Source organism: Nonomuraea coxensis DSM 45129 (assembly GCF_019397265.1).
GTDB lineage: Bacteria > Actinomycetota > Actinomycetes > Streptosporangiales > Streptosporangiaceae > Nonomuraea > Nonomuraea coxensis.
On the sequence record NZ_CP068985.1, the window covers coordinates 5,454,541 to 5,466,951 of the forward strand.

Here is a 12,411-nt window from a genome sequence, read left to right on the forward strand (position 1 = left end):
TGCCGCCTCGCGCGAGGCCGGCCGGTCGCTAGAGCCGGCGGCGCGGCCGGCGTTCCTCGTGGGCGGGCCGCTCCGTGCCGAGGAAGCCGAGCAGCAGCTTGTTGACCTGGTCGGGGGCGTCGAGCGGCAGCCAGTGCCCCGCGCCCTCGACGCGCTCGTAGCGCCAGGGGCCCTTGACGAACTTGCCGGAGCCGGTCATGCCCTCCTCCAGCAGCGCCTTGTCGCCGTCCCCCCAGATGCCGAGCGTGGGGGCGAGCACGGGCGGGAAGGGCCGCGCGGGGCGCAGCTCGGCGGCCGGCGAGCGGTTGGCGCGGTACCAGTTGAGCCCGGCGGTGAGCGCGCCCGGCCGGGCCAGGTCGCGCAGGTAGCGGTCGTGGTCGCCGTCGCGGCCCATGATCTCCTTGAACAGCCGCCAGCCGTTGCGGCGCAGCAGTTCCTCGCTCACGCCCGGGAACTGGTAGAAGAGCATGTACCAGGAGGCCGCCCGCTGCTCGATGGAGGGGGTGGCGAAGACGCCGGGGTGGCCGACCGACAGCACGGCCAGGTGGTCGATCCTGCGGGGCATGAGGAAGGCGTACATCCAGGCGATGGCGGCGCCCCAGTCGTGGCCGACGAGGTGCGGGCGGCGGATGCCGAGCTTCATGGTGAGGCCCACGACGTCGTTGACGATGGTCTGCATGCCGTACGCCTCGGCCTCCTGCGGCTTGCCGGAGTCGCCGAAGCCGCGCAGGTCGGGCGCGATCACCCGGAAGCCGCCCTCGACGAGGGCCGGGATCTGGTGCCGCCACAGGTAGGAGGAGTCGGGGAAGCCGTGGAGGAGGATGACGGGGTCGCCCTCGCCCTCGTCCACGTAGGCCAGGTCCACGCCGTTGACGTGGACGACGTTCTTCTCGGTGGTCATGCTGTCTCCCTGAACAGCCGCTCAGCGAAGAACTCGCTGAAGCCGAACTCCGGTACGTCCTCGGGGGCGACCATGTTGAGCAGCCCGGTCACCTGCGCGGCGAAGTTCCTCGCCATCAGCCGGCGCACCCGGCGGCGGCGCTCCAGCGCGGCCGGCCCGAACTCGACGTGCAGCCTGCTGACGATGGAGGCGCCGAAGTCCAGCCGCTCCAGCCGGAAGTCGCGCTCCGCCACGTACGGGGCGAACGCCGCCGGCGACCAGTCGCCGGAGGTGAGCAGGATGTCGCAGACGGTCCTGGCGTCGCGCATCGCGCAGGACAGGCCGGTGCCGAGCACGGTGTCGGCGTTGCCCGCCTCGTCGCCGATCAGCACCACGCCCTCGGTCAGCGGCGGCCCTTCGGGGACGCTGGAGACCGACGGCCACACCGACAGCGGCCCGGCCGGGATCGCCGCGGTGACCGCCTTGCCCCGGTCGGGCAGGCAGTCCAGCTCGAACGCGGCGAGGAAGCGCTCGACGCCGCCCGGCCCGCGGTAGCGGTGCTTGTTGGCGGTCGGGAAGTTGAGGTAGAGGCGGGCCCGGCCGTAGCCCTGGGGGAAAACCATGAACATGACGTCGCCCTCGGTGCCCATGGCCTGGACGTCCTGCGGCCAGTCGTCGAGGCCCTCGACCATCATGCCGCCGCCCCAGTGGTGCATGGAGTTGCGCATGGTGACGCCGATCTGGCGGCCGACCGTGTTGCCGCGGCCGGTCGCGCCGAGCACGATGCGGGGGCGCAGCTCGTGCTCGCCCTCCGGCGTGCGGTAGGTGACGACCGGTTCGGGGCCGGGCCTGACGCCGATCTTGGCGGCGTCCATGACGAGGCGGGCGCCGCCGGCGGCGGCCTGCTCGGCCATCAGCTCGCAGACCTGGTGGTGCGGGAACGACATGGGGCCGCCGATGCCGGGGATGAAGCGGGTCATGTCCACCGCCTCGACCTCGTCCTCGGTGACGGCCTCGTCCCAGGTCATCCACTCGCGGATCTCCCAGGCGCCGCCTGCGGAGAAGCAGTCGTAGACGCCGAGCCGCTGCGCCTCCCTGATGCCCCACGGGGCCAGCCACTCGCCGCGCACCAGGTCGCGGTAGGCGTCCTGCTTCTCCAGCAGCGTCACCGAGAGCCCGCCCGCGACGAGCCGGCAGGCGGCCGACGCGCCCGAGATGCCGCCGCCCACGATGACGACGTCGGGCTGTTCGGTTCGTCGGGTCACGTGCCCCACCTCTCCCAGTAGGTGCGCTCCTTGGCGCTGTAGCGGTCGGCGGGGCGGAAGTCGGTGCCCACCGTGTAGGCGACCGGGATCATGCACACCTGCGTGACCCCGGAGGGGATGCCGAGCAACCGCCCCACCTCTCGTTCGTGGGGCACGTGCAGGCAGGTGATGGTGCTGCCGAGTCCCCGGCTGCGCAGCGCGAGCTGGAAGGACCAGACGGCGGGGAAGATCGAGCCGTAGAAGATGCTGGCCCGGGTCTCGCCGTGCTGCACGAGGTGGCCGGGGTCCTCGGCGACCTTGTCGGCCATGCGCCGCCGCCAGGCGTCGTTGATCGCGGCGACGTCCGGCGGGCGGCCGAGCACGCACGGGATCACCAGCGCGGGCACCGCCGCGATGGTCTCGGTGAGCGCCTGGGCGGAGGCGTGGTTGCGGCGGGCCTGCGCGTCGTGCCGGCGCCGGCCCGCCCTGGTCCAGATGTCGTTGAGGTGGAACTGCCAGGAGGAGCGGATCAGCTCGGCGAGCCTGGCCTTGGTGGCGGGCTCGGTGAGCACGAGCCAGCGCCAGTTCTGGTGGTTGTTGGCGGTGGGCGCCTGGACGGCGACCTCCAGGGCCTCCTGGATGACCTCGCGGGGGACGGGGCGGTCCAGGTCGAGGCGGCGGCGTACGGACCGGGTGGTGGTCAGCAGCCGGTCGGTCTCGGCGACGTCGAACGGCGTGCCGGTCCCGTTCGCGCCGGCGGCGGTCATACCGCCTCCAGCAGGACGGCGCCGCGGACCGATCCCGGCGCGGCGGTCAGCGCGAGCACGCGCCTGGCGGGCGCCGGCAGGTCCGGCTCGGTCAGGTAAGCGGTGAGGTCGCCGGCGAGGGGGGCGGTGAGCCCGGTCAGGGCGGGCGCGATGCCGTCGCGGACGGCGAGCGCGGCGAGGGCCACGTTGAGCGCGCCGGTGGCCGCCTGGCAGTCGCCGGTGAGGGCGGCGGTGCCGGTGAGCGGGGCGCCGGGGGCGGCGGCGCGCACGGCGGCGGCCTCCGCGCCGTCCTCCGGCCCGCCGGTGGCCGCGCCGATGACCAGCTCGGGCGCCTGCCCGCCGAGCAGCCCGCCGAGCAGCGCGTCGAGCAGCCCGCCGAGGGGCCCGCCGGGTGGGTCCGGGGTGTGCTGCTCCGGCTCGCCGGCGTGGCGGGTGGCGGCCACCTTCGCGTACGGGACCGCGCCGCGCCCGGCGCAGTGCTCGGCCGACTCGACCACGAACGCGACGGCCGCCGACCCCTTGACCGGCCCGGCCGCGCCGGAGTCGTACGGCACCGGCCCCGGATCGGCCTCCCCTCCCCCGGTCGTCTCGTCGGCGGCGACGACCAGGACCACCTCGGCCTTGCCCGCCCGGATCAGCTCCAGCGCGCAGTCCAGGGCGATCGAGGCGGAGGCCCCGCCGTTGCAGATCGTGGTGGTGGGCCCGCGCAGGCCCAGGGTCTGGCAGACCGCGCCGCCGGTGGCGTTGAGCACGACGTTGGAGAAGCTGAGCACGGCCGGCTTGCTGGGGTTGACCGCGATGCTCTCGTCGAAGCCGCCGGTGCTCTCGGCCGAGCCCGCCCCGGTGGCGAAGACGAGCGCCACGTCGTCCAGCGCCTTCCTGGGCAGTTTGAGCCCGGCGTCCTCCCAGGCCAGGCGGGAGGCGGCGATGGCCATGCGGGACAGCTGGTTCATGTGCCGCCACAGGGAGCGCGGCGCGTACGTCCGGCCGTCCAGCGACGGCGGCCGTCCGGGGGCCCGGTGCCCGGCGGCGACGGCCCGGGCCACCTCGGCGATCCCCGCGCCGACGCCGGTCACCGGCCCGAGCCCGGTGATCACGGCGGCGCGCTCGGGCAGCTCCTCGTACGGGCGGGGGCCGCGCGGGGCGGTCAGCACGAGCGAGACGTTGTTGCCGCCGAAGGCGTAGTTGTTGGAGACGACGGTGCCGATGGGCATCGGCCTGGCCTGGTCGGGCACGAAGTCGAGGTCGCTCGCCGCCCCGGTCGCGCCGCCGAAGCCGAGGGTCGGCGGGGCGGTGGCGTGGCGCAGCGCGAGCACGCTCGCGACGGCCTCCACCGCGCCGGCCGCGCCCAGCGTGTGGCCGACGAACGACTTGATGCTGCTGGTCGGCACCTGCCCGGCCCGCTCGCCGAAGACCAGGCGCATGACCTTGGCCTCCATGGCGTCGTTGGCGGGGGTGCCGGTGCCGTGGCCGCTCACGTAGTCGACGTCGGCGGCGGCGAGCCCGGCGTCGGCGAGTGCCCTGCGGACGGCGCTCGCCCCGCCGCGGCCGGTGGGGTCGGGGGCGGTGGCGTGGTAGGCGTCGGCGGACAGGCCGTAGCCCGCGACCTCGGCGAGCGGCGTGGCGCCGCGGGCGAGGGCCAGGTCCAGCGGCTCCAGCAGGAGGAAGGCGGCGCCCTCGCCCAGGTTGAGCCCGTCGGAGTGGCTGTAGGGGCGGCACGGGCCGGTGCTCAGCGCCTGGAGGCCGGCGAAGCCCGCGTACGTGCCGAACAGCAGCGGGTCCACGCCGCCCGCGAGCACGGCGTCCGCCTCGCCGGTGAGGATCTTGTCCTTGGCCAGTCCGACGGCGTTGCCCCCGGCCGCGCAGGCGGTGGAGACGAGGACGCGCGGGCCGCCGAGGCCGAGGCGGGCGGCCACCACGTCGGCCGTGCGGTGCATCGGCTGGTAGCGGCCCGCCGCGTCGGGGGTGGCCTGGCACTTGCCGAGGATGATGCCGAACCGTCCCGGGGCCGGGCCGCCCGCCCGGCGATCCGTCAGACCCGCCTGCTCGATCGCCTGGCGGGCGGCGACGAGGGCGAGCCTCGCCGTGCGGTCGCGGCCGGCGTCCTCCTGGGGGAGCTGGTCGTCGATCCACGCGTCCGGCACCTGGCCGGCGTGCCTGGCCGCGAACACGGCGAACGCCTCGTCCTCGATGGGGGTGAGTCCGCCCTCGCCTTTCACGAGCCGGCTCCAGAACTCGGCGGGGTCGCGTCCGGCGGCGCAGATGATGCCCAGGCCGGTGACCACGACGGGCCGCAGCGCCATGCTTGTCTCCTTCTTCCAGCGCGCCGGCCGATCAGATGATCGGGATGCTCCAGCTCTTGGGCACGATGTAGGGGCTGGTCAGGGTGGTCACGGTGAGGCCGCCCACGGTGAGCTCCAGCCCGGCCGCCGCGAGGTCGGCGTCCACCCTGGCCAGGCCGAGGGTGGCGTCGAGTCCGGCGCTGTGCACGGCGTGGACGATCTCGCCGACGTCCTGGCCGCCCGCGAGCACGCGGGTGCCGGGCGCGGGGACGCCGGCGCAGCCGGTGAAGCCGACCGTGCGCCGGCCGCCGCCGCTCTCGAACGCCTCGGTCACGGCGTCCTTGCCGACGAAGTCGTCCTTGGTGATGTCCACGAGCCAGTTGGCGCCGATCTCGATGACCGTGGCGCCGGGGGTGGCCTCGTGGCGCGGGATCGGCTGGCGGACCTCCAGCATGGCCAGCTCCAGCGCCTCCAGCCCGGCGGGTCTCGCGTGCTCCAGCGCGCTGGTCCACAGGGCGGCGGCGGCCTCGGCGGGGACGATCATCTGGTAGCCGTACTCGCCGGTCAGGCCGGTACGGGCGAAGACGATCTCCGTGTCGTCCCAGGTGGCGTCCGCGACCGACTCGAACGGCAGCGAGGCCAGCTCGGCGTCGATGAGGCGGCCCACGACGCCCCAGGCGTAGGGGCCCTCCAGTCCGATGACGGTGAGCTCGCCCGAACGGTCGGTGATCTCGACGCCGTCCTCCTGGTGGGCCCGCAGGTGCTCCAGGAGCCGGCCGCCGGCGCCGCAGGAGCTCTCCAGCAGCAGCCCGTCCTCCCGGCCGAAGGCGACCACCTGGTCGACGACCTGCCCGTCCTCGTCCAGGACGAGGCTCATCATGCAGCGGTCGGAGGTGAGGTACTCGACGTCGCGGGCCAGCAGGCGCTGGGCGAAGTCGACGGCGGAGGGGCCGGTGATCTCGACGAGGCCGTGCCCGCCGAGGTCGAGGACGGCGGCGCGCTCCCGCAGCACGCCGTACTCGGCGGCGGAGGAGGCGGAGGAGGCGGAGAAGCGCAGGGGCACGGTGGCGTCGCCCACCTCGCCGTAGACGGTGTCCGTCGGATGCGTGGCCGCGAGGACGCTTGGCATGTTCACACCTTTCGCGATGTGCGTTGCGACGCCGGGTCGGCGATCGTGAGGTTTCCTTCTGCGGCGACCTGGCCGTCCACCCGGGCCGCGACCCGGAACTCGGCGAAGCCGCCGCCGCCGGCGGTCCGCTCGGCCGTCAGGGTGACCTGGTCGCCCGGGACGATCGGGCGGCGGAACCGCATGGAGCGCACCCCCGCCAGGTAGCTGATCTCACTGGCTCCGGCCAGGGCGAAGACGACCCCGGCGAGCTGCGCCATGGCCTCGACGATCACGACGCCGGGCAGCACGGCCTCGCCGGGGAAGTGGCCCTGGAACCACAGCTCGGTGCCGGCGACGTTCTTGGTGGCCGTGCCCTTGACGCCGGGGACCACCGCGCCGACCCGGTCGAGCAGCAGCATGGGCCAGCGGTGCGGCAGCACCTGGCGGACCTGGTCGTGGGTGAGGCCGGTGATCGCCTCCCCCCGGGCCGGCGCCCGTTCCGTGACCGTCATGCCGTGGCCCGCAACGCCGGGTTGACCTCGTCGGCCAGGCGCGAGACCGAGCCGAAGACCGCCATCTCGCTGTCGTAGAGCGCCACGCCGAACTCGGCCTCGATGGCCACGTAGAGCTCCAGGACGTCGAGGCTGTCCAGCTCCAGGCCGCGGCCGAACAGCGGCTGGTCGTCGGTGATCCAGCCGGGCTCGATCTCGAGGTCCAGCCGGGAGACGATCATCTTCTTGATCTGGCTGCAGGTCTGCTGCCGCTCGGCGGCCTTGGCGCGCAGCTCGTCGATGGTCATGGCGATGCTCCTTGTGCTGGGGGGCGGGAGTGGGCGGGCGGTGGCGCGGCGGGGAAAGGCGTTCCCGCGCTCAGCCGAGGCCGCCGCCGTGGGCGACGACCACCGAGCCGGACATGTACGAGGCCTTGTCCGAGGCCAGGAAGCTGACGATGGAGGCGATCTCCTCGGGCCGGCCCATGCGGCCCAGCCGGATGCGGGACTCGTACTGCTTCTTGAGGTTCGCGGGCACCTTGCGGGTCATGTCGGTGGCCACGAAGCCGGGGCACACCACGTTGGCCCGCACGCCGTGCGGGGCCGCCTCGTTGGACAGCGCGGAGGTGAAGGCGATGATCGCGCCCTTGGAGGCCACGTAGTTGGTCTGGCCGGGGAAGCCGCCGTCGAGGCCGCTGGAGGAGGACAGCGTGACGATCGCGCCGCTGCGCTGGTGCTGCATGAGCTTGAGCCCTTCCCTGCAGGCCAGGAAGGTGCCGACGAGGTTGGTCTCGACGGGCGCGCGGAACTGCTCCAGGCCCATGGCGATGAGATAGCGGTCGGCCGTGATGCCGGCGCTGGTCACCAGCACGTCGAGGCGTCCGTGCTCGGCGCGCACGGCGCGGAACATGGCGCGTACGGCCTCCTCGTCCGTGACGTCCGCCTGGACCGCCGCCGCGCTGCCGCCGTCCTCCTCGACGAGGGCCACGACCTCCTTGGCCGCGCGCTCGGAACGCGCGTAGTTCACCAGGACGTGGGCGCCCTCCCTGGCCAGGTCGAGCGCGACGGCTCTGCCGATCCCGCGCGATCCGCCGGTCACCAGCGCCACGGTGCCCTGCGCAAACAGCATGATGGACTCCAGGAATTCGACTTTCGCCGGTCGGCGCGAATCTGATTCTGCTTCCACAAGCTACTAAGGCGCGTTATCACGCCTGTATCACGCGGTTATCCCGGCATTGACCGAGAAATCGCGATATATGACTCTGGGCGCTATGAATGAGCGCGCGGTGGACGTTCTGGTGGTCGGCGGCGGACCGGTGGGGCTCTGCGCCGCCATCGAGCTCTCCCGCCACGGAATATCCGTCCTGCTGGTCGAACGGCACCAGGGAACGTCGATTTTCCCGAAGGCCCGGCTCATCACCACCAGGACGATGGAGCTGTTCCGCGCCTGGGGCGTCGAGGGGGAGGTGGAGGCCGCCGGCATGCCGCGCGAGGAGTACCTCGCGGTGGGCGTGGGCAGCTCGCTGAGCGCCCCCGACTTCGTCCGGTCGGCCGCCGAGCTGGACCGGGACGCCCCGCAGAGCCCCACCTACACCTTCCTGTGCGCGCAGGACGCGCTGGAGGTGATCCTGCGCCGGCTCGCGTCGGAGCTGGCCGACGTGCGGTTCGGCACCGAGATGACCGGCCTGCGGGCGGGCGGCGGCGGCCGGCCGGGGCAGGGCGTCGAGGCCGTCGTGTCGGGCCCGGACGGCGAGAGCCTGGTCCGCTGCCGCTATCTCGTGGCCGCCGACGGCAGCCGCAGCGGCGTGCGCGACTCCCTCGGCATCGCCTGGGAGGGCCCGCCGCCGCTCGGGCACATGATCAGCATCATGTTCGAGGCCGACCTGGGCTTCCTGCCCGCCGACCGGCGCGCCGCCCTGTCCTTCCTCACCGACCCGCCGTGCGCGGTCGAGGCCGTCGACCACCGCGAACGCTGGATGGTGCAGACGGGCTACGAGCCCGAGCATGGCGGCAGCCCCGAGGACTTCACCGAGGAGGTGTGCCTGCGGGCGGTGCGGGACGCCGTCGGCGTGCCCGGCCTGCCGGTCCGGCTCGTCGGCGTGCTGCCGTGGCTGCAGCAGGCGATGCTCGCCGCCGCCTTCCGCGCCGGGCCCGTCTTCCTGGCGGGCGACGCGGCGCACGTGGCGACGCCGCAGGGCGGGTTCGGGATGAACTGCGGCATCCAGGACGCGCACAACCTGGCCTGGAAGCTGGCCGCCGTGCTGCGGTGGGGGGCCGGGGAGGCGCTGCTGGAGACGTACGGGGAGGAGCGGCGGCCGGTCGCCGCCCGCACCGTGGACGAGAGCCTGGCCAACGCGCTGATCACCTGGCGGATGATGGAGGGCCGGCTGCCCATGGCGGAGGCCATCAGGCAGCAGGCCGACCGGCGCAGCTCGGAGGGGCTGGTGCTGGGCTTCCACTACGAGTCGGCGGCCGTCGTCCCGGACGGCAGCGCGCCGCCCGCGGTCGCGGATCCGTACCGGACGTACGTGCCGGTGGCCCGCCCCGGTCACCGCGCCCCGCACGTGTGGCTGTCCGGCGACGGGGGCCAGGTGTCCACGCTCGACCTGCTCGGGCCCCGTTTCACGCTGCTCACCCCGGCGGGCTCCGGCTGGGCCGCCCAGGCGTCCGCCGTCACGGGCGTGCCGCTCACGGCGGTGGAGATCGGCGGCGACGGCCCGCTGTCCTCGCCCACCTGGGCCAAGGAGTACGGTCTCGGTCCCCGGGGCGCCGTCCTCGTCCGCCCGGACGGCCACGTCGCCTGGCGCGCCCACGACGCCGCGCCCTCCGCGGACGCCCTGGTCACGGCGCTCGACACGGTGCTGTGCCGCCCCTGACCCGCAGGGCGCGGCGGTCAGCGGGGGTGGAGGCGGGCGGCGGCGAGGCGGAGCGAGAGGGGGTTGCCGCAGGAGGCGGCCACGAGCTCGCGTACCGTGTCGTCCCCGTACGGCGACGACGCCCCCACCAGCAGCCCCGCCAGCTCCCGCGCCGCGTCCTCGGGCAGCGGACGCAGGAACGCGCGGTGCGCCCCCTGCCGGGCCACCAGATCGTCGAGAGGGCCGGTGGCGGTGACCACGACCCGGCAGCGCGCGCCCCCGGGCAGCAGCGGCAGCACCTGGTCGCCGTCCTCGGCCCCGTCCAGCACCACGAGCAGCCGCCGGGAGGCGGTGCAGCTCCGGTAGAGGGCGAGCCGCTCGTCGGGGTCGGCGGGCAGGTCGGGCGCGGGCACGCCGAGCGCGCGCAGGAAACGGTCGAGCACGGCGTCCGGCGCGGCGGCGCCGCCCAGGCAGGCGTGCAGCTGCCCGTCGGGGAAGGCGTCGATGCGCGCGTGCGCCCAGTGCAGGGCGAGACTGGTCTTGCCCACCCCGCCCGGACCGCTGATGACCATGAACGGAGCGGCGCCGTCGCCGAGCAGCGCGGCGTCCAGCGCCGCGAGCTCGCCCGCCCGCCCCACGAACGGCAGGACCCGCGGCGGGAGCTGGCACGGCACCAGCCCGCCGGGCCGCGGGACGGCCGCGGGCGGGCGCATCAGGTGGGACTCGTCCCTGAGGATCTGCTCCTGCAGCCGCCGCAGCGCCGGCCCCGGCTCCAGGCCGATCTGCTCCAGCAGGTAGCGGCGGGTCTCCTGGTACGTCCGCAACGCCTCCGCGCGCCGCCCCGCCCGGTACTGGGCGAGCATGAGCTGGGCCCGTACCCGCTCGCGCAGCGGCCACTCCGCGACCAGCGCCAGCAGCTCGGGGATCACCTGGTGGTGGCGGCCGAGCCCGATCTCCAGCTCCAGGCACGTCTCCAGCGCCTCCAGCCGGGACTCCTCCATCCGCGCCGCGTCGTAGCGCAGCCCCCTGATGTCCTCGAACGGCCGCCCCTGCCACAGCGCCAGCGCCTCGCGCAGCAGCAGCACGGCGGGCTCGGCCCGGCCGCCGCCGGCCAGCGCGCGGGCCCGGGACACCATCGCCGAGAAACGCAGCCAGTCGATGCTGTCGGGCGTGGCCCGCAGCAGGTAGCCGGGGCTGGAGGTCTCGATCACCCCGGCGCCCAGGGTGCGGCGCAGCCGGGAGACGCAGATGGCGACCTGCCGCCACGCGCTCGGCGGCGCGGACCCGGCCCAGACGGCCTCGATGAGCCGTTCGACGCTCATGACGCGGTTGGCGTTGAGCAGCAGGCTGGCCAGGATGACCAGCTCGCGGTTGGCGCTCATGGGCAGCTCGACGCCGTCCCTGACCACCTTGAGCGGCCCCAGCACGTGGAACGCGAACGCCGGCCCCGCCATCACGCCGCCGCCCGGGACGGGAGGCGTTCCAGCAGGTCGGCGGCGCGGGCGGCGCCGCCGGAGGCGCGGATGTCGGCGCTCATGGCCGCGGCGGCCCGCCGCGCGGCCGGGTCGGCGGCGACGGCGAGCACCCGTTCGGCCACCTCGGCGGCGGTGAGCCCGGCCGGGTCCAGCGCGCGGCCGAGGCCCAGCTCGGCGACGCGCCGCGCGACCGGCCCGTCCATCGCCGTCGTCGGCACGACCACCAGCGGGCAGCCGCGGTGCAGCGCCTCCATCGCGGTGCCGAGGCCGCCGTGCGTGACCGCCACGCTCGCGTGACGCAGCACGCTCAGGTGCGAGACCCGCCGTCGCGGCTCGACGGTGGGCGGCAGCGGGCCGAGCACGGCCGGATCGGTGCCGTCGGCCAGCGTGACGACCGTACGCCAGGGCAGCTCGGCCAGCGCCTGGGCGCAGGTGCGCAGCAGCTCGGGCCGGGTGGTGCCGACGCTGCCGAACGACAGCAGCGCGACCGGCAGCCCGTCGCCCGGCGGGCGCCACTCCTCCAGGAAGCGGCGCTCGCCGAGGCAGGGCCCGACGAAGGTGAACCGCTCGTCGAACGTCTCCCCCGCGTACTGGAACGAGCGCGGCAGCGCGACCAGGTTGGAGTCCTGGACCCCCCACCACAGCGCGGCAGGGTCGTCGTGGACGCCGTGCCGGCGCGCGAGCGCCCCGATCCTCGCCAGCATGCCGTCCACCCAGCCGGGCAGCTCCCGGTCCAGGCGGCCCGCGGCCTCTCCTTCGTAGGTGGCGGCGAGGACGGAGTAGTGGGCGTTGGAGGCGAAGATGGGGATGAGCTGGGTCGCCGGCAGTCCGGTGGCCCTGGCCAGGACGCGGCCGGCGTGCAGGGTGGAGATGTCGTAGGCGATGGCGTCCGGCCGCACCAGCAGGCGGGCGGCGGCGGCCAGCATGGCCTCGCTCTCGTCCAGCAGGAGCGACAGCAGCGCGAGCGGATCGTCCTCGGCCGCCCGCGAGCGGACCCGCTCGTACGGCGAGTCGTAGGTGACGACCTCGGCCCCGGCCGCCGCGACGGCCTCCGCCGCACTGCCGCCGGTCAGATAGGTGACCCGATTTCCCCGTCGCGTCAATTCCGCGACCACGGCCAGCGTCGGAATGACATGGCCGCGATCAGGAAAGCACATAAAAAGCAGATGCCCCGTCATGTGAATTCTTTCGGCTCATTCTCATGAACTGTGCCATCGTCACGGTAATGAGCCTGACCGTCGCGCGTCACCCCCTACCGGTCCCCAGAAAACCGCCCCCGCGTCTAGGGGTTCCGCGGGGGCGGCGGCAGG

The 12,411-nt window shown here is 74.5% G+C and carries 11 protein-coding genes; 1 reads left to right on the top strand and 10 read right to left on the bottom strand.

The window, feature by feature from the left end; genetic code table 11:
* Positions 1-28 precede the first annotated feature (28 nt).
* The 8 genes from Nocox_RS25625 to Nocox_RS25660 form a co-directional block, all read right to left on the bottom strand.
* Complete coding sequence (locus tag Nocox_RS25625) at positions 29-901, bottom strand: alpha/beta fold hydrolase (RefSeq protein WP_020547704.1); 873 nt, start codon at positions 899-901, stop codon at positions 29-31.
* Entirely contained in the window at positions 898-2,145 is a 1,248-nt protein-coding gene (locus Nocox_RS25630) for an FAD-dependent oxidoreductase (protein WP_033411511.1), read from the bottom strand. The genes Nocox_RS25625 and Nocox_RS25630 overlap by 4 nt, the downstream gene beginning before the upstream one ends.
* Entirely contained in the window at positions 2,142-2,891 is a 750-nt protein-coding gene (locus Nocox_RS25635; RefSeq protein ID WP_020547702.1) for a nitroreductase family protein, read from the bottom strand. Before Nocox_RS25635 ends, Nocox_RS25630 begins: the two co-directional genes overlap by 4 nt.
* Positions 2,888-5,194, bottom strand: a complete 2,307-nt coding sequence (locus tag Nocox_RS43765; RefSeq protein ID WP_020547701.1) for a beta-ketoacyl-[acyl-carrier-protein] synthase family protein — start codon at positions 5,192-5,194, stop codon at positions 2,888-2,890. Before Nocox_RS43765 ends, Nocox_RS25635 begins: the two co-directional genes overlap by 4 nt.
* A gap of 31 nt (positions 5,195-5,225) precedes the next feature.
* Positions 5,226-6,302: an aminomethyl transferase family protein gene (locus Nocox_RS25645; protein WP_033411464.1), complete on the bottom strand. Its 1,077-nt coding sequence runs from the start codon at positions 6,300-6,302 to the stop codon at positions 5,226-5,228.
* Between the two features lie 2 nt (positions 6,303-6,304).
* Positions 6,305-6,793: a 3-hydroxyacyl-ACP dehydratase FabZ gene (gene fabZ, locus Nocox_RS25650; RefSeq protein WP_020547699.1), complete on the bottom strand. Its 489-nt coding sequence runs from the start codon at positions 6,791-6,793 to the stop codon at positions 6,305-6,307.
* Positions 6,790-7,080, bottom strand: coding sequence for an acyl carrier protein (locus tag Nocox_RS25655; RefSeq protein WP_020547698.1), 291 nt, complete (start codon positions 7,078-7,080; stop codon positions 6,790-6,792). The genes fabZ and Nocox_RS25655 overlap by 4 nt, the downstream gene beginning before the upstream one ends.
* Before the next feature lie 70 nt (positions 7,081-7,150).
* Positions 7,151-7,900 carry a 3-oxoacyl-ACP reductase family protein gene (locus tag Nocox_RS25660; RefSeq protein WP_020547697.1) on the bottom strand — a complete coding sequence of 250 codons (750 nt, stop codon included), beginning with the start codon at positions 7,898-7,900 and terminating at the stop codon, positions 7,151-7,153.
* Positions 7,901-8,042: 142 nt separating this feature from the next.
* Here Nocox_RS25660 and Nocox_RS25665 point away from each other — a divergent pair, with 142 nt between their 5' ends.
* Complete coding sequence (locus tag Nocox_RS25665) at positions 8,043-9,647, top strand: FAD-dependent oxidoreductase (protein ID WP_026215266.1); 1,605 nt, start codon at positions 8,043-8,045, stop codon at positions 9,645-9,647.
* 17 nt (positions 9,648-9,664) lie between these two features.
* Here the strand turns inward: Nocox_RS25665 and Nocox_RS25670 are convergent, their stop codons facing one another.
* Both Nocox_RS25670 and Nocox_RS25675 read right to left on the bottom strand, forming a co-directional pair.
* The gene (locus tag Nocox_RS25670) at positions 9,665-11,080 is read right to left on the bottom strand and encodes an AfsR/SARP family transcriptional regulator (RefSeq protein WP_020547695.1); all 1,416 of its coding nucleotides are present in this window, start codon (positions 11,078-11,080) and stop codon (positions 9,665-9,667) included.
* On the bottom strand, positions 11,080-12,204 hold the full coding sequence (locus tag Nocox_RS25675) for a macrolide family glycosyltransferase (RefSeq protein WP_020547694.1): 1,125 nt from the start codon (positions 12,202-12,204) through the stop codon (positions 11,080-11,082). The genes Nocox_RS25670 and Nocox_RS25675 overlap by 1 nt, the downstream gene beginning before the upstream one ends.
* Positions 12,205-12,411 lie beyond the last annotated feature (207 nt).